Genomic DNA, 18863 nt, shown 5'->3' with positions numbered 1-18863 from the left:
ATGGCTCGCATGCTGCAAGTGAGGAATCTGCCCGATGAGGTCCACGCCCGGCTCAAAGAGCGTGCCGCGGCGGAACGCATGAGCCTGTCGGACTACGTCGCGCGCGAGCTGGAAGCCCTCGTCCGGTACGGCAGCAATGCGGAAGTCCTGGAGGCATCGCGGGCACGGGCGCGCGCCGCCGGCGTCTCCCTGACGCGCGAGAGCATCCTCGCCGCCCGCGATCGCGAACGGGACGGGCGCAGGTGAGCGTGTCGTCCGAGGCGGTCGTGCTCGATGCCTCGGCGGCGATCGAGGCCCTGCTCGGCGAGGAGGTCTGGACGCACGGCGAGGAGTTCCATGCACACGCGGGTCTCGACATCGAGGTCCTGTCCGTGCTGCGCCGACTCACGATGCGGTCGTCGATGCCGGCACACGCTGCTCGCGAGGCCCTCGATGCGTTCGGGGCGTTGCAGATCACCCGCCATCCGCTGCGTCGTCTCATCCCACGGATCTGGTCGCTGCGCGAGGACGTCTCCGCGTACGACGCCGGTTATGTCGCGCTCGCCGAGGCCCTCGACGTCCCTCTGCTCACGGCCGATCACCGGCTGGCGAAGACGGCGGCCCGGTACTGCGACGTCGTGGTGCTGTGAGCACCCGGCCAGGAAGACGAGAACGGCTGCACCCCCCGAGGGAGTGCAGCCGTTCCTGTCGTCCGGTCGGCCGCTAGAGCTCGACCGCGGAGGCCAGACCGAGGTCGTCCTCGTAGTCGTGGTCCTTCGTCTCCGGGGTGAAGATGAGCGCGATGAACGTCAGCACCGCCATCGACGAGAGGTACACCCCCACGAGCCACGGCTCGCCGCCGACGGCCGCCCACAGGGCCACCGCGATGAACGGCGCCACGGCCGCACCGAGGATCGACGACACGTTGTACGCGATCGCGGAGCCGGAGTAGCGCACGTTCGTCGGGAAGAGCTCCGGCAGGAGTGCCCCCATCGGCCCGAACGTCGTGCCCATGAGCATGAAGCCGAACACGAGGAAGGCCTGGGTGAGGGCTCCGGTGAACTTCGGGTCCGCCTGCGGGAGCAGGAAGATGTTGAACGACAGACCGAAGACGACGATGAGTCCGGTGACCCACAGCAGCAGCTTGCGGCGTCCGATCGCGTCGGCGATCGGCCCGGACAGCAGCGTGAAGATCCCGAAGAACACCACACCGATGATCTGCATGAGCACGAAGTCCGTGTAGCCGAAGCCGAGGCCCGGGTAGAACTGCGCCGCGAACGCGCTCGGGTCGAAGTCCTTTCCGGTGGCCTCCGCCGCAGCACGGGCGGCGGCCGAGGCGGTCTCGAGGTCGGCGGCCTTCGTGCCGTAGGTGAGCGTGAAGTTCGTCATCAGGTAGAACAGCACGTAGGTCGCCAGCATGATGAACGTGCCGAGGATGAGCTGCTTCCAGTGGTGCCGGAACACGGTCGCGAGCGGGAGCTTGCGGATGGCCCCGGTCTTCTCCGCCTTCTTGAACGTGTCCGACTCGACGAGACGGAGCCGCACCCACAGGCCGATGATGACCATGACGGCCGAGAAGAGGAACGGCACGCGCCAGCCCCAGGAGAGGAACGCCTCGGACTTCAGCGCCGGGTCCTCGGGGTGGGGGAGTGCGAAGTTGATGGCGAGGAAGATGCCGTTCGCGATGATGAAGCCGAGCGGCGCGCCGAGCTGCGGGAACGAGCCGTACCAGGCGCGCTTGCCCTTCGGGGCGTTCTCGGTGGCCACCAGCGCCGCGCCCGACCACTCGCCGCCCAGCGCGAAGCCCTGGGCGAGACGGAGGATCAGCAGGAGCAGCGGGGCGACCCAGCCGATCTGCTGGAAGGTGGGCAGGAGACCGATCACGAAGGTCGCGATGCCCATGGTGAGGAGCGATGCGACGAGGGTCGCCTTGCGCCCGAACTTGTCGCCGAAGTGCCCGAAGATCACGGCGCCGATCGGGCGGGCGACCATCGCCGCGCCGAAGACGGCGAACGACGACAGCAGCGACGCGGTGTCGTTCGTGCTCGGGAAGAAGAGTGTGGGGAAGACGAGCACGGCTGCCGTCGCATAGACGTAGAAGTCGTAGAACTCGATGGTGGTGCCGACGAGGCTCGCGGTGATGACGCGCGAGCGGGGGTTCGCGGGTGTGGTGGCGGTGCTCAAGGGGTCTCCGATCCTCCGCCGGTATACCAGCGGACTCGGGCGAGTCTACGCCTTCCTGAGAGTTGGCTGGACGTTCATGACGGCACGGTGCCGAGCGCGTCGGTGCCGCCGCGTAGAGTCGGGGGAGACCGGCCGGAGGGGGACCATGACCACGCGGATGCTGCTCCTCGCCGACACGCACGTCCCGAAGCGGGCGAAGCGGCTGCCGGACGCGGTGCTCCAGGCGATCGACGAGGCCGACGTCGTCGTGCACGCGGGGGACTGGGTCGATCTCGCCACCGTCGAGCTGCTCCAGGCCCGCGCGCGCGTGCTCCACGGCGTGCACGGCAACAACGACGGCCCCGAGATCCGCCGGGTGCTGCCGGAGATCGCGCGGTTCACCGTGGAGGACACCGCCGTCGCCGTCATCCACGAGACGGGCGCCGCGACCGGACGCGAGAAGCGGATGGATCTGGCCTTCCCCGACGCCGACCTGCTGGTCTTCGGACACTCGCACATCCCCTGGGACACCGTGACGCCGAACGGGCTGCGGCTGCTCAACCCGGGCTCTCCCACCGACCGACGCCGGCAGCCGGTGCACACGATGATGCACGTCGCGGTCGACGGGCGCGATGTCGAGGCGACCCTGGTGCCGCTCCGATGACGGACGACGGAGCCGGCGGGCCGATCGCCTACCGGGCGCCGATGCGCTCCCGCGACGATGCCGTCGCCCCGGGGGTCGCGGTCGAGCGCGCGCTCGCCGGAGGGGTGTGCGGCATGGGCGGGCGGCTCGACCGCGCGCCCCGTTCCCTGACCGCGGCGCTCGCGGCCGTCGACGCCCGTCATGGCGAGCGGGCCGCGCGGCGGCTGGAGCGGTTCGCGGCGCTTCCGACGGGAGCCCTCGTCTGGACGCGGGACGTCGACGGGTACTTCTGGCTCGGGAAGCTGACGGGGCCGTGGCGCTACGACGACGACCCGGCGGCGGTGGCGGCAGACCTCGTGCACGTGCGCGACTGCACCTGGTCGTCGGCCCCGGTGGCGCCTTCCGACGTCCCGACGGGCGTCACGGCCACGTTCGCCCGCGGGGGACGCAACGGCCAGCGCATCCGGACGGCCGGGGCCGGGGAGCAGTCAGCCGCACTCTGGGAGCGCGGCGTCCGCTGATCCGCGCCTCAGCGCCAGATCGCGGCGATGGCCGCGTTGACCGCGGTGAGGATGCCCACGAGCCAGAAGATCGCCGGCGGCACCACCTGGTCGCGCTTCTGGCGCGCCGTCCCGATCCCGAGCAGGGCGCCGATGGCGAGGAGGATGACGAGCTTCGTGCCGATCTTGGCGTAGTTCATCTCGACGCCCTCGGGAAGGCCCCACGGGGCGGCGAGGGCGAGGCCGGCGACCGCGGCGATCGTCATGCCGATGGTCATCAGACGCGTGAACACCCGCTTGCCGCCGAACGCCTGCGCCGCCCAGGCCCCGAAGAGCACGGCGAAGCCGATGAGGTGGACGAAGAGCACGATGTGGCGCAGGGTCTCCATGCCCTCACCGTACGAGAGCGCGGCCTTCCGCGCCACCAAGGCACGCCTGACCTCGCGCCCGCGATCGGGCGCGAGGCGGAGGGAGTCAGCCGCGCAGCTCGCGGATCACGAGGGCGGTGCGCAGCGCCGCGTCCGCGGCCTCCGCGCCCTTGTCCTCCTTCGAGCCCTCCAGGCCTGCGCGGTCCAGTCCCTGCTTCTCGTCGTCGAGCGTGAGCAGCCCGAACCCGACGGGCTTGCCGGCATCGAGGGAGACACGGGTGAGGCCGTCGGTCGCTGCGGCCGAGACGTACTCGAAGTGCGGCGTGCCGCCGCGGATGATGACCCCGAGGGCGACCACCGCGTCCGCACCGCCCGCGAAGGCGGCCTGTGCGGCCACGGCGAGCTCGAACGAACCGGGCACCCGCACGAGGCGATGCGTCGCGCCCGCCTCGTCGAGCACCCGCTGCGCACCGGCGATCAGGCCGTTCGAGATCACCTCGTGCCAGGTGCCGGCGATCACGACGACCTCCAGCCCCCGCCCGTCGATGTTCCCCGTCTTCGGTGCTCCGGCGCCGCTCATTCCTCGTCCTTTCCTGCCGCGAGGGCCTCGGCGAGCTCTGCCTCGCCGATGATGTGGCCCATGCGGTCGCGCTTGGTCTCCAGATACTGATGGTTGTTCGGGCCCACGCCCACGATCAGCGGCACCTGCTCGACGACATCGAGACCGAGCTCGCGCAGCTTGTCCACCTTGTCGGTGTTGTTGGTGAGCAGGCGGACCTTCGAGACCCCGAGGTCGGTGAGGATCCCGGCCGCTGCCGCGTAGTCGCGGGCGTCCGCCGGGAGGCCCAGCGCCAGGTTCGCGTCGACGGTGTCCAGGCCGTCCTCCTGCAGGCTGTAGGCGCGCAGTTTGTTGATGAGCCCGATGCCCCGGCCCTCGTGCCCCCGCATGTAGATGACGATCCCGCCCTCGCGGTCGATCGCGTCCAGCGCGGCATCGAGCTGCGGCCCGCACTCGCACTTCTGGGAGCCGAACGCCTCGCCGGTCAGGCACTCGGAGTGCACGCGGACGAGCGCCGTCTCGGTCGGCTCGCCGGACACGACCGCGATGTGGTCGGTGCCGGTGACGCGGTCCTTGTAGGCGAGGAAGCGGAATGTGCCGTGGTCCGTGGGCACGGTGGCGTCGGCACGCAGGCTCACGCGACGTCCACGCTGGGCGGCCGGTGTCGCTCCGTCCGGGTCGATCTCGTTGAGGTGCGCGATGAGCTGCTCGATCGTGATGACCGGCACGCCGTCGCGGGCGCCCAGCTCGAGGAGCCCGGGAAGCCGCATCATGCTGCCGTCCTCGGCGACGACCTCGGCGATGGCGCCGACGGGCCGGAGCCCGGCGAGCTTCATGAGCTCGACCGCGGCCTCGGTGTGACCGCTGCGCTCGCGCACGCCGCCGTCGACGGCCCGCAGCGGCAGCACGTGGCCGGGGCGGATGAGGCTCGCAGGGGTCGAGTCGGGGTTCGCGAGCACGGTGAGGGTGCGGGCACGGTCGCTCGCGCTGATCCCGGTCGTCACTCCCTCCGCGGCGTCGACGCTCACGGTGTAGGCGGTGGAGCGGGCGTCCTCGCTGGCCGCGACCATGGGCGGGAGGTTGAGGCTGTCCGCGAGGTCGGTGGGCATCGGCGCGCAGAGGAAGCCGGAGGACCAGCGCACGGTCCACGCGACCCACTCGGGGGTGGCGAGCTCGGCGGAGAGGACGACGTCGCCCTCGTTCTCGCGGTTCTCGTCGTCGGCCACGAGCACGGGCCGGCCGGCGCGCAGCGCCTCGAGGGCTTCGGGGATGGTTGACAGGCTCATCGCGAGCCCCCTTCCGGTGCGGCGCGGAACGCGAGCAGCCGCTCGACGTGCCGCGCGAGAATGTCGGTCTCGAGGTTCACGCGGTCGCCGACCGCGCGGGTGCCGAGGGTGGTCGCCGCCAGGGTCTCCGGGATGAGCGACACCTCGAACCAGTGCCCGCCCCGGGTCCCTGAGCCTGTCGAAGGGCTCACCGCGCTCACCGTCAGCGAGGTGCCGTCGACCGAGATGGAGCCCTTGTCGACGACGAGCGGCGCGAGGTCGTCCGGAAGGCTGATGCGGAGCACGCTCCACTGCGCGCCCGGCCGCACCTCGAGCACGACACCGGTGCCGTCGACGTGGCCCTGCACGATATGCCCGCCGAGCCGCGCACCGACGGGCATCGCCTTCTCGATGTTGACTCTCGTGCCGACGGTCGCCGTGCCGAGGGCCGCGACGTCGAGCGTCTGCTTCATGACGTCGGCGTCGAAGGTCTCCGCGGTGGAGCCGACGACGGTCAGGCAGACGCCGGAGACCGCGATCGACTCCCCGTGTACGGCGTCGGCGGCCGCCTTCGGGGCGCGGACCGTGAGCCGCCAGCCGTCGCCCGCCTCGGCGATGGCGGTGATCTCGCCGATCTCCTCGATGATTCCGGTGAACATCAGAGGCTTCCCTCCTTCTCCGGGCCCGTGTGGTCCGGGTCGTCCGCGTCCGCAGGATGCGCGATCGCGAGCAGGTCTGCGCCCAACGGCAGCCACTCGTCCACGACGAGGCGACGTGCCTGGTCGATCGAACGGACGCCGATGTCGGTCACGGCCAGGCGGCTCCCGCCCAGGAGGACCGGGGCGACGTAGGCGAGCACACGGTCCGCGAGCCCGGCGGCGAGGAACGCGCTGGCGAGCGTCGGGCCGCCCTCCACGAACAGCGTCTGGATGCCGCGCGCGTGCAGCGCGGTGAGGACCGCCGACAGGTCGTGCGTGTCGAAGAACAACGGCGTGTGCGGATGGCGGTGCACCGCCGCATCCGCAGGGGTGGGCCGGGCGCCGATCACGACCGGGACGGGCTGATGCGGGAGGAGCTCGTCGCCGGCGCGGGCGGTGAGCGCGGGGTCGTCGGCGAGCACGGTGCCGGTGCCGACCGCGATGGCGTCGGCCTCGGCGCGTCGCCGGTGCACGTCGGCACGCGCTTCGGGCCCGGTGATCCACTGGCTGGTGCCGTCGTCCGCCGCGGCCCTGCCGTCGAGGCTCTGCGCCCACTTCACGGTGACGTGCGGACGGCCGCGCCGTGCCGCGAAGAGCCAGTCGCCGATCAGCGCGCGCGCCTCCTCGGCCCGTTCCCCGGCCTCCACGCTGACGCCCGCGGCGCGCAGCCGCTCCGCGCCGCCGCCGGAGACCTCACCCGGATCGTCGAGCGCGTAGACGACCCGCGCCACGCCGGCGTCGATGAGCGCGAGCGCGCAGGGACCGGTGCGACCGGTGTGGTTGCAGGGTTCGAGGGTGACGATCGCCGTCGCCCCGCGTGCGGCGCCGGGCGCGAGCTTCGACAGGGCGTCGACCTCGGCGTGCGGAGTGCCGGAGCCGTGGTGCCAGCCCTCGGCCAGCACCTCGCCGTCGGGGGAGAGGAGCACGGCGCCCACCTGCGGGTTGACCCCGCGGGGGCCGCGGGTCGCGAGGGCGAGCGCGCGATCCATCGCGCGGCGCTCTGTCGCGGTCACTGCCATCCGTCGTCCTCTCTGCGGCCTCGGGGTCGCTGCAGGGTGGCGGAACGGACGCACGCGCGTGCGCCTCGTGCTGCCTCCCTTCCGGACTACCGAGGTGTCCCTCGCATCACCGTCGGTTCCGGAATTCCACCGGATCGGCATCCCGATCACTCGGAACGCTCGCGGACTGTCACCGCCGGTTCGGATTCCCACCGACCCCGGAGCACGTTGCTGCTCTGAGTTTACTCAACGCGTCCGTGCCCGTTTCATTCCGTGGCAGGGGCCGTTTCCCGCACCTCACTTGAGCAGGCGGGAGAGCCGCCGATCGGCGAGCACCTTGCCGCCGGTCTGACAGGTGGGGCAGTACTCCAGGGAGCGGTCGGCGAAGAAGACGCTGCGCACCTCGTCGCCGCAGACCGGACACGCCTCGCCCCGGCGGGCGTGCACCCGCATGCCGCGGCGCTTGGCGTCCTTGAGGTCAGCCGGAGGTTTGCCTGCGGCGGCCGCGACGGCCTCGGCGAGGGTCTCCTGCATCGCCGCGAACAGGCGGTCGATCTCGGCGTCGTCCAGCGTGCCGGCGATCGCATACGGCGACATGCGGGCCGCGTGCAGGATCTCGTCCGAGTAGGCGTTGCCGATGCCCGCGATCACGCCCTGGTCGCGCAGCAGACCCTTGATCTGCATCCGCCGGTCGTCCAGCAGCGCGGCGAAGGCGTCGCGCGTGAAGGACGGATCGAGCGGGTCGGGGCCGAGCCGGGCGATGCCGGGCACCTCGGCGGGGTCGCGCACCACGTACACGGCGAGCGATTTCTTCGTCCCGGCCTCGGTCAGGTCGAAGCCGCTGCCGTCGTCGAGGGCGATCCGCAGCGCGATGGGCGACTTGCCCGGCTTGAGGAGCGTGGTCGGCAGGGCGTCGTACCAGCGCAGCCACCCGGCCTTCGCCAGGTGGAAGACGAGGTGCAGCTCGGACCCGCAGGAGAGCACCACGAACTTGCCGCGGCGCTCCGCCCCGGTGATCGTCGCGCCTTCCAGCGCCGAGATCGGCGGGTCGTAGGTCTTCAGTGCGGCGATCGCGGCCACGGAGGCACGGGTGATCGTGCGCCCGGTGGTGCGCTCGCCGAGGAAAGCGACGAGTCCTTCGACCTCCGGCATCTCAGGCATGCAGCCATCCTGTCACCGGGGTCCGACGCTGTCACGCGTCCGGCGTGCGCTCAGAGCACCGGCCACTCGACCGGCGTCCGGTCGTCGTCGCGCAGCAGCCCGGCGAGCCAGCCGTCGTCCCGTCCGCGCTGGCTGGTGAGTCCCTGACGCATGGTGCCCTCGAAGCGGAAGCCGAGGGCGCGGGCGGCGCGGGCGGAGGGGACGTTGCCGACCACGGCCTGCCAACGGATCCGGGCGAGGCCGAGCTCCGCGAAGCCCCAGTCGAGCACGGCCCGCGCGGCCTCGACGAGATAGCCGTGGCCGCGGGCGTCGGCGACGACCCAGTAGCCGAGCTCGGCATGGCCCCCGGCCGGATGCTCCCCGATGTGGTGCAGTCCGACCATGCCCACGAGGACGTCGTCGGCGTAGACGCCCCAGACGGTCTGCGAGCCGTCCTCCCACCACTGCTCGACGAGAGCGACGAAGTCCTCCGCGTCCTGGCGGAAGTAGGGGGAGGGCACCGTCGTCCACCGCGCGATCTCGGGGTCCTGGCACGCCTCGGTGATCGCGTCGACATCCGCCTCCGTCGGGGCATGGAGGACGAGTCGTGCGGTGGTGAGGGTGACCGGAGGCATCCCTCCAGCCTAAGACGCTCGACCCGGCCCCTTCGGTCCGCCCCGGCCCCCTCCGGACGTTCGCACAGGGGTGGGAGGCACGGAAGGGGGTGGGAGGGGAGGAAGCCGACCGCAGTGTCCGTGGGCACGATTAGGCTTGTCCGGTGACTGTTCCGGGGATTCTGCGCGCCTTGGAAGAGGCGTCTCTGTATCGTGACGCTCTTGCCTGGGCGCACACCGACGCCGACCTCGGCCTGGTCGACGGGCTCGACGCGCCCGTGCTCGCGGGCCTGCTCGCCCAGCGCGCGGCGGCAGGCCACCCGGCGGCGCTGCTGGCCGTGGTGCCGACGGGGCGTCGCGCGGAGTCGGTGGCGCAGGCCCTGGAGACCTACGTCCCGGACGCCGAGGTGCTCACCTTCCCCGCCTGGGAGACGCTGCCGCACGAGCGCCTCAGCCCCAGCCCGGACACGGTCGGCCTGCGACTGCAGACCCTGCGCCGCGTCGCCGAATGGTCCGGGGAGCGCCCTCTCGTGGTCGTGGCCTCCGTGCGCGCCGCGCTCCAGCCCATCGCCGGGAACCTGGGCGACATCGTGCCGCTGGAGCTGACGGTGGGCAGCCGCGGCAACGAGCTCGACCACGTCGCCGAGCAGCTCGTGGAACGGGCCTACTCCCGCGTCGACATGGTGTCGCGACGGGGCGAGTTCGCCGTCCGCGGCGGCATCCTCGACGTCTTCCCTCCCACGTCGGAGCACCCGTACCGCGTGGAGTTCTTCGGCGACGAGATCGACCAGATCCGCGCGTTCTCCGTGGCGGACCAGCGCTCGCTGCCCGGCGACGTGCCCGGTGTGGACCTCCCGCCCAGCCGTGAGCTCCTGCTGACCGCCGAGGTGCGCGAGCGCGCGAGGGCGCTGATCGGCGGCTTCCCGGCCATCAGCGGCATGCTCGAGAAGATGGCCGAGGGCATCCCGGTCGAGGGCATGGAGTCGCTGCTGCCCGCGGTCGCCGGTCCCCTCAAGTCGCTCGTCGAGTATCTGCCCGAGGGCTGTGCGACCGCCGTCATCGACCCGGAGCGCTCGACCGCCCGCGCCCTCACCCTCGGCGAGACGAACCGCGAGTTCCTCGACGCCGCCTGGAGTGCGGCGACCTCTGGTGCCTCGGCCCCCATCGACCTCGGCGCCGGGGACTTCCTCACCATCGCCGACCTGCGCGAGGTCGTCCGCGACCGCGGTGGCGTGTGGTGGCGCCTGAGCCCGTTCGGGATCGGCGATGCGACCGTGGAGAGCGTCGAGGCGGCCACCGTCATCCCCTCCTTCCACGGCAACGTCGACGGCGCGATCGCCTTCGTCGACGCGAAGGTCGCCGACGGCTGGCGCGTGGTCGTGCTCGCGACCGGTCACGGCCTCGTCGACCGTGCGCGCGACGTGCTGTCCGACCGCGGCATCGCGGCCCGGGTGGTCGAGACCATCGCGGACGCGCCGGACCCGGGGGTCGCGACCCTCACCGTCGGCGGGGTCGAGGCCGGCTTCCAGGTGCCGGAGGCGAAGCTCGCCGTCCTCACCGACAACGAGTTCTACGGCCGCACGATCGGCGGCGACCAGCGCGTCGTCAAGAAGCTCGCCTCCCGGCGGAAGAACGTCGTCGATCCGCTGCAGCTCAAGCAGGGCGACTTCGTCGTGCATGCGACGCACGGCATCGGCCGGTTCGTCGAGATGACCCAGCGCGAGGTCTCCACCGGCGGCCGCAACGCCACGAAGTCCGTCCGCGACTACCTCGTGCTGGAGTATGCGCCGTCCAAGCGCGGCTACCCCGGCGACAAGCTGTACGTGCCCACCGACCAGCTCGACCTCCTGTCGAAGTACGTCGGCGGCGAGGCCCCGACCCTGTCGAAGATGGGCGGCAGCGACTGGGCGCAGGCCAAGGGCAAGGCGCGCAAGGCGGTCCGCGACATCGCCGTCGAGCTCGTCAAGCTCTACTCCGCCCGGATGAGCGCCAAGGGGTATGCCTTCGGCCCGGACACCCCCTGGCAGCGCGAGCTGGAGGAGGCGTTCCCGTTCGCGGAGACGCAGGACCAGCTGCAGACCATCGACGAGATCAAGGCCGACATGGAGCGGCCGATCCCGATGGACCGGCTGCTCTCCGGCGACGTCGGCTTCGGCAAGACCGAGGTCGCCGTCCGCGCGGCGTTCAAGGCCATCCAGGACGGCAAGCAGGTGGCGATGCTCGTGCCGACGACCCTGCTCGTCAAGCAGCACCTCGAGACGTTCACCGAGCGCTTCGCCGGGTTCCCGGTCAAGGTGCGGCCGCTGTCGCGGTTCCAGACCGACAAGGAGGCGCGGCTCACGCTGCAGGGCCTCCTCGACGGCTCGGTGGACATGGTGATCGGCACGCACCGCATCCTCACGGACCAGGTGCTGTTCAAGGACCTCGGCCTCATGATCATCGACGAGGAGCAGCGGTTCGGGGTCGAGCACAAGGACGCGCTGAAGAAGATGAAGACCAACGTCGACATCCTCGCCATGAGCGCCACCCCGATCCCGCGCACCCTGGAGATGGCGGTCACCGGCATCCGCGAGATGTCGACGCTCGCCACGCCGCCGGAGGACCGGCACCCGATCCTCTCGTTCGTCGGACCCCGCAGCGACAAGCAGATCGCCGCCGCCATCCGTCGCGAGATCCTCCGCGAGGGCCAGGTCTTCTTCGTGCACAACCGCGTGCAGTCGATCCAGCGGGTCGCGGCCGAGCTCGCCGAGCTGGTCCCCGAGGCGCGGATCGCCGTCGCGCACGGCCAGATGGGGGAGCACGCGCTGGAGCAGGTCGTCGACGACTTCTGGGAGCGCAAGTTCGACGTCCTGGTCTCGACCACGATCATCGAGACCGGTCTCGACATCTCCAACGCGAACACGATCATCATCGACCGCGCCGACAAGTACGGCCTCAGCCAGCTCCACCAGCTCCGCGGACGCGTGGGCCGGGGACGGGAGCGCGCCTACGCGTACTTCCTCTACGACGACATGAAGCCGCTGAGCGAGACCGCGGCCGACCGGCTGCAGACCATCGCGGTCAACAACGAGCTCGGCTCGGGCATGCAGGTCGCGCTCAAGGATCTCGAGCTCCGTGGTGCGGGCAACATGCTCGGTGCCGAGCAGGCCGGACACATCGCCGGGGTCGGCTTCGACCTCTACCTGCGCATGATCGGCGAGGCCGTCGCGACGTTCCGCGGCGACGAGGTCGAGACCGGGCAGGAGCTCCGGCTCGAGCTGCCGCTCGACGCCCGCATCCCCGAGGACTACATCGACAGCGAGCGCCTCCGGCTCGAGGCGTATCAGAAGCTCTCCGCCGCCTCGGCTGCGACCGCGAAGGACGACGCGATCGACCTCGTGGTGGAGGAGCTCGTCGACCGCTACGGCACGCCACCGGAGGAGGTCACCGGACTCGTGTCGATCGCGCGGCTGCGGCGCCGGGCGGCCAGGGCCGGGCTCACCGACGTCGTGGCCATGGGGTCGAACCTGCGCCTCGCGCCCGCCCGCCTCGAGGACTCGATCAAGGTCCGGCTGCAGCGGCTCTATCCGAAGGCGAAGCTCGTCTCCGGAGGGGAGGCGCTGGTCGTGCCGATGCCCACGGTGCCCGCGGCGGTCGGCGTGGGCGTGGAGCCGCTGCCCGACGCGGAGCTGCTCGCCTGGGTCGACCAGCTGTTCACCGCCATCTTCCCCGAGCCCGCCAAGTCCGAGTGACCCGGTGGTGATGATCTCCGAAGTCGTGCACGCCGCGGACGCCGCGGGCTAGTCTGGCCGCATGTTGTACGAGCACCTCGGGGCTCGCCCCCGCATCCACGACACCGCCGTCGTCGCTCCCACCGCCGTCATCTCCGGTGACGTGGAGCTCGGACCGGGCTGCCAGGTGCTGCACGGCGCCGTCATCACCGCGGAGGGCGGCCCGATCACCCTCGGCGCGCACGTCATCGTGATGGAGAACGCGCTGATCCGGGCGACCGCGGCGAACGCCGTCCACATCGGGGCGCACACCCTCGTCGGGACACTGGCCAGCATCGCCGGGGCGACCGTGGGCGAGGAGGTGTTCTTCGCGTCCGGGGCCCGGGTCTTCAACGGGGCCCTCGTCGGGGACCGCTGCGAGGTGCGGGTCAACGCCATCGTGCATCGTCGGGCCGTGCTGCCGTCGGGGACGGTGGTGCCGATCGGGTGGGTCGCGGTCGGCGATCCGGTGCAGCTGCTCTCACCCGACCGGGACGCCGAGATCGCGGCCGCACAGCCCGAGCTCGACTTCCCCGGACACGTCTTCGGCGTCGACCGGGACACTCCCGACCTCATGGTGCAGCTCACGGAGCGCTACGGCAGCTCCCTCGCGCGGCACGCCGACGACCGCCAGGTCTGACCCCCACCCTTCGAATCGCCCGAATGGTCGCATCCCGGCCGGATCTGGGACCATTCAGGCGATTCGAACGGGTCAGATGACGCCCTGGGCGAGCATCGCCGCGGCGACGCGCTCGAAGCCGGCGATGTTGGCGCCGGCCACGTAGTCGCCGGGGACGCCGTGGCGCTCCGCAGCCTCGAAGGCGGCGTGGTGGATGTCGCCCATGATCTCGCGCAGCTTGTTCTCACTGTCGCCGAAGCTCCAGCGCTGCCGCGAGGCGTTCTGGCTCATCTCCAGGGCCGAGGTCGCGACACCGCCGGCGTTCGCGGCCTTGCCAGGGGCGAACAGCACGCCCGCCTTCTGGAAGGCCTCGACGGCCTCGGGGACGCACGGCATGTTGGCGCCCTCGGAGACAGCGCGCACACCGTTGGCGATCAGGGCCTCCGCATCGGCGAGGCTGACCTCGTTCTGGGTGGCGGAGGGCACCGCGATGTCGACCGGCACCTCCCACACGCTGCCGCTCTCCACGAAGCGAGCGCTGGAACGGCGGTTCGCATACTCGACGATGCGGGCGCGCTCGACCTCCTTGAGCTGACGCAGCAGGTCGAGATCGATGCCCGCGTCGTCGACGACGTAGCCGGACGAGTCGGACGCCGTCACCGCGGTCGCGCCGAGCTGGGCGGCCTTCTGGATCGCGTAGATCGCCACGTTGCCGGAGCCCGAGATGCCGACGCGCTTGCCGTCGAGGGAGTCGCCGTGCACGCCGAGCATCTCCTGCGCGAAGAACACCGCGCCGTAGCCCGTGGCCTCCGTCCGCACCTCGGCGCCGCCCCAGCCGGTGCCCTTGCCCGTGAACATGCCGGACTCGTGGCGGTTGGTGACCTTGCGGTACTGGCCGAAGAGGTAGCCGATCTCGCGGCCGCCGACGCCGATGTCACCCGCAGGGACGTCGGTGTGCTCGCCGAGGTGCCGGTAGAGCTCGTTCATGAACGACTGGCAGAACCGCATGACCTCGGCGTCGGACTTGCCGTGCGGGTCGAAGTCGGAGCCGCCCTTGCCGCCGCCGATGCCCTGACCGGTGAGCGCGTTCTTGAAGATCTGCTCGAAGCCGAGGAACTTGATGATCGAGAGGTTGACCGACGGGTGGAACCGCAGGCCGCCCTTGTACGGACCGAGCACGGAGGAGAACTGGATGCGGTAACCGCGATTGACCTGCAGCTTCCCGGCGTCGTCGACCCACGGCACGCGGAACATGATCTGGCGTTCCGGCTCGACCAGGCGCTCCAGGATCCCGCCGTCCACGTATTCCGGGTGGCGCTCCAGCACCGGGGCGATGGAGTGCAGCACCTCGTGGACGGCCTGGTGGAACTCCGGCTCGTGCGGGCTGCGGGCCAGCACCGTGTCGAAGACGGGCTGCACGGAGTCGGCGAGCGGGTGGAAGTCGGTGGGGGTGGTGACGGTCACGCGGGAGGGCTTTCTGATGGGGGATGGGGTGCGGGCGATCGTGTCGCGCGCGAAAGCAGAGCCGGGTGAGGCGGAGGTTTCACTCTAGCGTCGGCGACGAAGGCCTCCGCGCACGCGGCGGAACGACCGGGGTCACCCGGTGTTCTGCAGGCCGGCGGCGACCCCGCTGACGGAGAGGAGGAGCAGGCGCTGCTGTTCGGCGTCGGCTCCCGAGCCTTCCGGCTGCTCCGGCGCCGACCGGAGCGCACGGAGCGCCCGCAGCTGCAGGAGCGAGAGCGCGTCGACGTACGGGCTGCGCAGCTGCACCGCCCGCTGCAGCACGGGCTTGTTCTCCAGCAGGCCCTCGCCTCCGGTGAGACGGATGACCCAGCGCCGCGTGAGGGCGAGCTCGTCGAGCACCAGGGCGGCGAGGTCGTCGCGGTCGCCGAGGGCGAGGTACTGCCGGGCGATGCGCTCGTCGGTCTTGGCGAGGCTCATCGCGACGTTGTCGACCATCGTGCGCAGCAGCGGCCACTCGCGGTAGGCCTCCGTGAGCAGGTCCTCGTCGCCGACGGCCTCGAGCGCGGTGCCGAGTCCGAACCAGCCGGCGAGATTGATCCGCGCCTGCGTCCACGCGAACACCCAGGGGATGGCCCTGAGGTCTTCCAGCGACTCCACCGAGAGGCCGCGGCGGGCGGGACGCGACCCGAGCGCGAGCAGGCCGATCTCCTCCATCGGGGTCACGGTGGCGAACCACGGGGCGAAGCCCTCGGCCTTGACGAGCGCGAAGAACCGCTCGCGGGAGGCGGCGTCCATGGTCGCGGCGACGTCGGCGTAGCGGGCGGCCGCGCGGCTCGTGCGCTCCTCGACCGTGGGGGAGGAGGCCAGCAGCGTCGCGGCGGCGACCTGGTCGATGTGCCGCATCGCGATCGCGGGCTCGCCGTACCGGGCGAAGATGACCTCGCCCTGCTCGGTGAGCTTGAACCGACCGTCGACGGAGTGCGGGGGCTGCGCGAGGATCGCGGAGTTGGCGGGGCCGCCGCCACGGCCGAGCGCCCCGCCGCGGCCGTGGAAGAGGGTCAGCTCGATGCCGGACTCCTGCGCCCAGCGGGCGATCTTCTCCTGCGCCGTGTACAGCGCGAGGTTCGCGGCGACGGGCCCGACGTCCTTGGAGGAGTCGGAGTAGCCGAGCATGACCTCCAGCCGGTTGCCGGTCGCAGCCATCCGCTCGCGGAACTCCGGGAAGGTCACGGCCTCGGCGAGGATGCCCGGGGCTGCCTGCAGGTCGGCGAAGGTCTCGAACAGGGGCACGACGTCGAGCACCGGGGCGTCGTCGCCGAGCGCGTGGCGGGCCAGCTCGTACACGTTCGCGAGGTCGGAGGCCGCCTGCGTGAAGGAGACGACGTAGCGGCCCGCGGCGCGGAGGCCGCGGTCGCGCTGGATGTCCGCGATCGCGCGGAACACCTCCAGCACCTCCTCGGTCTGCGTGCTGATCGCCCCGCCGGCCTCGAGCTCGGCCAGGGCCTTCGCGTGCACCTGGGAGTGCTGGCGCACCTCGAGCTCCGTGAGGTGGAAGCCGTAGGTCTCGACCTGCCAGATCAGATGCTGCACGCCGCCGAACGCGTGGCGGCGGGCTCCGGCGGCGACGAGGGAGGACTGCACGGCGCGCAGCTCCGCGAGCAGCTCCTCCGGACCCGTGTAGCCCTCGTCGTCTCCACGACGCGTGGCCGCCACGCGGCGGGCCATGACGAGGATGACCCGGCGGTGCGGCTCGTCAGGGGAGCGGGCCGCCAGCTCGTCGGCGACCGTCGGCTCCGCGGCGGCGAAACGCTCCCAGAGCGCGATGACCTCGCCGCTGGGCGGGGTGTCGTCGGCGGCGAGCGTGAGGGTGCGTCCGATTCGGTCGAGCGCCCGCTCGAGGCCGCGGAGCACGTGGTCGGAGGCGATCTGCGACGCCTCGCGGGTGACGGCGGCGGTGACGAACGGGTTGCCGTCGCGGTCGCCGCCGACCCAGGAGCCGATCCGCACGAACGCCGGGACGACCGGGGCGCTGGCGCCGGACTCCTCGCCGCGGAGGGCATCGTCGATCCGGCGGTAGACGTGGGGGACCGTGGTGAACAGCGTCTCGTCGAAGACGCCCATGACGGTCCGGACCTCGTCGGTCGGGGAGGGCTTCTGCGCGCGCAGCGGCGCCGTGCGCCACAGGGTGTCGATCTCCTCGAGCATCCGGCGGCGGGCGCGGTGCTCCTCGGAGCCGCCTGCGCTGGCCGCGTCGTGCTGGGTGAGCAGCTCGGAGAGCCGGCGGATGCTCGACGAGACCGCACGGCGGCGGGCCTCGGTCGGGTGGGCCGTGAAGACGGGGTGGAAGCGCAGGCCGTCCAGACGACGACGGGCCTCGTCGTCGCCGACCTCCTCGCGCAGCCGGGCGTACGCCCCCGCGACCGTGTCCGTCGCCGGGGTCCCTGAGCCTGTCGAGGTGGCCTGTCCCGCCCGCTCCCGGAGCACGCGCACCCGCTGGTGCTCCTCGGCGAGGTTCACGAGGTGGAAGTAGCAGGTGAACGCGCGGGCGACCTCGTCGGCACGGGCGATCGTGAAGGAGTCGGCGATCGCCGCGGCGCGGTCGAACGCGTCGGAGCTGTGGTCCTCGTAGGCCTGGATGGTCGCCAGGCGCAGGCGCTCGACGTCCTCGAAGAGGTCGTCGCCGCCGGCCTCGCGGAGCACCTGGCCGAGGAGCTGGCCCAGCATCCGCACGTCGGAGCGCATGGCATCGGGGATGCCGCGACCGGCTTCGAAACGACCGATCACGCGGATGGCCTCGGTGGGCGTCGGCTCGGAGAAAGCGGGGGAATCGGGGGTCACCCTCCGAGAGTAGCCGGGCGGATCGGGGTGTCCTGCACGCATGACGACCGTGTGACGCCGCGGCCTACGATGGACGGGATGCGCATCACAGCGAACCCCCTCCGCGGGCAGCAGTTCCCCGCCGTCCTCCTGCTCGTGGCCGCCGGCCTCGGACTCCTCTTCGCGAACCTGCCCACGCACGACGCGATCGCCGGGCTGATGGAGACGCATCTCGCGGTCCCGGGGACGGCGCTGGACCTCTCGATCGCGCACTGGGTGTCGGACGGACTGCTCGCGATCTTCTTCCTCGTCGTGGCGATCGAGCTGCGGCACGAGCTCACCCACGGCGAGCTCGACTCCCCGCGGAAGGCCGTGCAGCCGGCCATCGCGGCCACCGGCGGCGTGCTCGTGCCGATCCTCGTGTACCTGCTGATCGCGGGAGGGCCGGAGACGGCGTCCGGCTGGCCGATCCCGACCGCCACCGACATCGCCTTCGCGCTCGGCGTGCTGGCGATGTTCGGCCGCGGACTCCCGTCCCGGGTGCGGGTGTTCCTGCTGGCCCTCGCGATCCTCGACGACATCATCGGCATCATCTTCATCGCGGTGCTCTTCGCGCACGACGTGCAATGGCTCCTGTTCGGGCTCGCGATCGTCGGGGTGGCGGCGTTCTGGCTGCTGAGCCGCCTGCTGCACGCCACCGGACACACGCTCGTCGCGGTCGCGATGGCCGTCGTCGGCGTCGTCACGTGGGGCCTCGTCGCCTCGTCCGGCATCCACGCGACCATCGCCGGCGTGATGCTCGGCCTCGTCATGGCGCCGGTACCCGCCGGACGCACCCGTCATGCGCTGGAGCCGACCGTGAACGGCGCGATCCTGCCGCTCTTCGCCTTCGTGGCGGCCTTCGTCGTCATCCCGGCCGTCTCGCCGACGGCCCTCTCCCCGGCCTTCTGGGCGATCGTGGTGGCGCTTCCGGTGGGGAAGATCATCGGCATCTCCCTGTTCGGCTGGCTCGCCATGCGCATCCGTCCGAAGGGGGCGGAGCCGGCGCTGCCCTTCGCGGACATCCTCGCCGCCGGCGCCCTGGGCGGCATCGGATTCACCGTCTCGCTCCTGCTCGCGAATCTCGCGTTCGAGGGCGACGCGGTCATCCGCGACCAGGCGATCCTCGGCGTCCTCGTGGGATCGCTCCTCGCGCTGATCCTCTCCGGCATCGTCGTCACCCTGCGCGCCCGCTGGTACCGTCGCGCCGCCCCCGTCCCCGCCGTCTGAACCGATCCCGGAGGAAGC

17 protein-coding genes and 1 riboswitch are annotated in these 18863 nt (G+C 71.7%); of the genes, 7 read left to right on the top strand and 10 right to left on the bottom strand.

Annotation, left to right across the window (positions count from 1 at the left end; all coding sequences use genetic code 11):
* Positions 1–246 carry a FitA-like ribbon-helix-helix domain-containing protein gene (locus ACIQID_RS06040; RefSeq protein ID WP_312673324.1) on the top strand — a complete coding sequence of 82 codons (246 nt, stop codon included), beginning with the start codon at positions 1–3 and terminating at the stop codon, positions 244–246.
* Positions 243–629, top strand: a complete 387-nt coding sequence (locus ACIQID_RS06035; RefSeq protein ID WP_158698520.1) for a type II toxin-antitoxin system VapC family toxin — start codon at positions 243–245, stop codon at positions 627–629. The genes ACIQID_RS06040 and ACIQID_RS06035 overlap by 4 nt, the downstream gene beginning before the upstream one ends.
* A gap of 73 nt (positions 630–702) precedes the next feature.
* Here ACIQID_RS06035 and ACIQID_RS06030 read toward each other — a convergent pair whose 3' ends face one another.
* The gene (locus ACIQID_RS06030; protein WP_400282884.1) at positions 703–2163 is read right to left on the bottom strand and encodes an MFS transporter; all 1461 of its coding nucleotides are present in this window, start codon (positions 2161–2163) and stop codon (positions 703–705) included.
* A gap of 145 nt (positions 2164–2308) precedes the next feature.
* Between ACIQID_RS06030 and ACIQID_RS06025 the strand changes: the two genes are divergently transcribed.
* A complete protein-coding gene (locus ACIQID_RS06025; RefSeq protein WP_400282881.1) occupies positions 2309–2806 on the top strand; it encodes a metallophosphoesterase family protein in 498 nt (165 codons plus the stop codon).
* Positions 2803–3306, top strand: coding sequence for a GAF domain-containing protein (locus tag ACIQID_RS06020; protein ID WP_312673321.1), 504 nt, complete (start codon positions 2803–2805; stop codon positions 3304–3306). The genes ACIQID_RS06025 and ACIQID_RS06020 overlap by 4 nt, the downstream gene beginning before the upstream one ends.
* 8 nt (positions 3307–3314) lie before the next feature.
* On the opposite strand, the gene ACIQID_RS06015 is transcribed toward ACIQID_RS06020, so the two are convergent.
* From ACIQID_RS06015 to ACIQID_RS05985, 7 genes are all read right to left on the bottom strand, one after another.
* Positions 3315–3674 carry a Fe-S protein gene (locus tag ACIQID_RS06015; RefSeq protein ID WP_071328707.1) on the bottom strand — a complete coding sequence of 120 codons (360 nt, stop codon included), beginning with the start codon at positions 3672–3674 and terminating at the stop codon, positions 3315–3317.
* A gap of 85 nt (positions 3675–3759) precedes the next feature.
* Positions 3760–4233 (bottom strand): 6,7-dimethyl-8-ribityllumazine synthase, encoded by a 474-nt coding sequence (gene ribH / locus ACIQID_RS06010; protein WP_025103903.1) that lies wholly within the window; start codon positions 4231–4233, stop codon positions 3760–3762.
* Positions 4230–5498, bottom strand: a complete 1269-nt coding sequence (gene ribA, locus ACIQID_RS06005; RefSeq protein WP_312673317.1) for a GTP cyclohydrolase II — start codon at positions 5496–5498, stop codon at positions 4230–4232. Before ribA ends, ribH begins: the two co-directional genes overlap by 4 nt.
* A complete protein-coding gene (locus ACIQID_RS06000; RefSeq protein WP_312673316.1) occupies positions 5495–6136 on the bottom strand; it encodes a riboflavin synthase in 642 nt (213 codons plus the stop codon). Before ACIQID_RS06000 ends, ribA begins: the two co-directional genes overlap by 4 nt.
* Entirely contained in the window at positions 6136–7194 is a 1059-nt protein-coding gene (gene ribD / locus ACIQID_RS05995) for a bifunctional diaminohydroxyphosphoribosylaminopyrimidine deaminase/5-amino-6-(5-phosphoribosylamino)uracil reductase RibD (protein ID WP_400282874.1), read from the bottom strand. Before ribD ends, ACIQID_RS06000 begins: the two co-directional genes overlap by 1 nt.
* A gap of 64 nt (positions 7195–7258) precedes the next feature.
* Positions 7259–7403, bottom strand: a riboswitch (FMN riboswitch).
* Positions 7404–7470: 67 nt separating this feature from the next.
* The gene (locus tag ACIQID_RS05990) at positions 7471–8334 is read right to left on the bottom strand and encodes a DNA-formamidopyrimidine glycosylase family protein (protein ID WP_312673314.1); all 864 of its coding nucleotides are present in this window, start codon (positions 8332–8334) and stop codon (positions 7471–7473) included.
* 50 nt (positions 8335–8384) lie between these two features.
* A complete protein-coding gene (locus tag ACIQID_RS05985; RefSeq protein WP_331202482.1) occupies positions 8385–8948 on the bottom strand; it encodes a GNAT family protein in 564 nt (187 codons plus the stop codon).
* A 143-nt stretch (positions 8949–9091) separates the two neighbouring features.
* Between ACIQID_RS05985 and mfd the strand changes: the two genes are divergently transcribed.
* Together mfd and ACIQID_RS05975 are read left to right on the top strand one after the other, a co-directional pair.
* Entirely contained in the window at positions 9092–12658 is a 3567-nt protein-coding gene (gene mfd, locus ACIQID_RS05980; protein ID WP_400282869.1) for a transcription-repair coupling factor, read from the top strand.
* Positions 12659–12719: 61 nt separating this feature from the next.
* Entirely contained in the window at positions 12720–13316 is a 597-nt protein-coding gene (locus ACIQID_RS05975; RefSeq protein ID WP_025103909.1) for a gamma carbonic anhydrase family protein, read from the top strand.
* A 72-nt stretch (positions 13317–13388) separates the two neighbouring features.
* Here ACIQID_RS05975 and gdhA read toward each other — a convergent pair whose 3' ends face one another.
* Positions 13389–14759 (bottom strand): NADP-specific glutamate dehydrogenase, encoded by a 1371-nt coding sequence (gene gdhA, locus ACIQID_RS05970; RefSeq protein ID WP_400282866.1) that lies wholly within the window; start codon positions 14757–14759, stop codon positions 13389–13391.
* A 132-nt stretch (positions 14760–14891) separates the two neighbouring features.
* The gene (locus tag ACIQID_RS05965) at positions 14892–17501 is read right to left on the bottom strand and encodes a phosphoenolpyruvate carboxylase (RefSeq protein WP_400285683.1); all 2610 of its coding nucleotides are present in this window, start codon (positions 17499–17501) and stop codon (positions 14892–14894) included.
* A gap of 174 nt (positions 17502–17675) precedes the next feature.
* Between ACIQID_RS05965 and nhaA the strand changes: the two genes are divergently transcribed.
* On the top strand, positions 17676–18845 hold the full coding sequence (gene nhaA / locus ACIQID_RS05960) for a Na+/H+ antiporter NhaA (RefSeq protein WP_400282863.1): 1170 nt from the start codon (positions 17676–17678) through the stop codon (positions 18843–18845).
* Positions 18846–18863 lie beyond the last annotated feature (18 nt).

Origin of the sequence: Microbacterium sp. NPDC091676 (assembly GCF_044756645.1) — a bacterium.
Classification (GTDB): domain Bacteria; phylum Actinomycetota; class Actinomycetes; order Actinomycetales; family Microbacteriaceae; genus Microbacterium; species Microbacterium paraoxydans_D.
The sequence above is the reverse complement of the archived record's forward strand: the minus strand, read 5'-3'. Positions and strand labels throughout refer to the sequence as shown.

Bases quoted from the DNA above. Each gene is read 5' to 3' on its own strand.
- ACIQID_RS06040 (WP_312673324.1), top strand. From the start codon at position 1: ATGGCTCGCATGCTGCAAGTGAGGAATCTGCCCGATGAGGTCCACGCC.
- ACIQID_RS06025 (WP_400282881.1), top strand. From the start codon at position 2,309: ATGACCACGCGGATGCTGCTCCTCGCCGACACGCACGTCCCGAAGCGG.
- ACIQID_RS06020 (WP_312673321.1), top strand. From the start codon at position 2,803: ATGACGGACGACGGAGCCGGCGGGCCGATCGCCTACCGGGCGCCGATG.
- ACIQID_RS06015 (WP_071328707.1), bottom strand. From the start codon at position 3,674: ATGGAGACCCTGCGCCACATCGTGCTCTTCGTCCACCTCATCGGCTTC.
- ribH (WP_025103903.1), bottom strand. From the start codon at position 4,233: ATGAGCGGCGCCGGAGCACCGAAGACGGGGAACATCGACGGGCGGGGG.
- ribA (WP_312673317.1), bottom strand. From the start codon at position 5,498: ATGAGCCTGTCAACCATCCCCGAAGCCCTCGAGGCGCTGCGCGCCGGC.
- ACIQID_RS06000 (WP_312673316.1), bottom strand. From the start codon at position 6,136: ATGTTCACCGGAATCATCGAGGAGATCGGCGAGATCACCGCCATCGCC.
- ribD (WP_400282874.1), bottom strand. From the start codon at position 7,194: ATGGCAGTGACCGCGACAGAGCGCCGCGCGATGGATCGCGCGCTCGCC.
- ACIQID_RS05990 (WP_312673314.1), bottom strand. From the start codon at position 8,334: ATGCCTGAGATGCCGGAGGTCGAAGGACTCGTCGCTTTCCTCGGCGAG.
- ACIQID_RS05985 (WP_331202482.1), bottom strand. From the start codon at position 8,948: ATGCCTCCGGTCACCCTCACCACCGCACGACTCGTCCTCCATGCCCCG.
- ACIQID_RS05975 (WP_025103909.1), top strand. From the start codon at position 12,720: ATGTTGTACGAGCACCTCGGGGCTCGCCCCCGCATCCACGACACCGCC.
- ACIQID_RS05965 (WP_400285683.1), bottom strand. From the start codon at position 17,501: ATGCGCTCCGACGTGCGGATGCTGGGCCAGCTCCTCGGCCAGGTGCTC.
- nhaA (WP_400282863.1), top strand. From the start codon at position 17,676: ATGCGCATCACAGCGAACCCCCTCCGCGGGCAGCAGTTCCCCGCCGTC.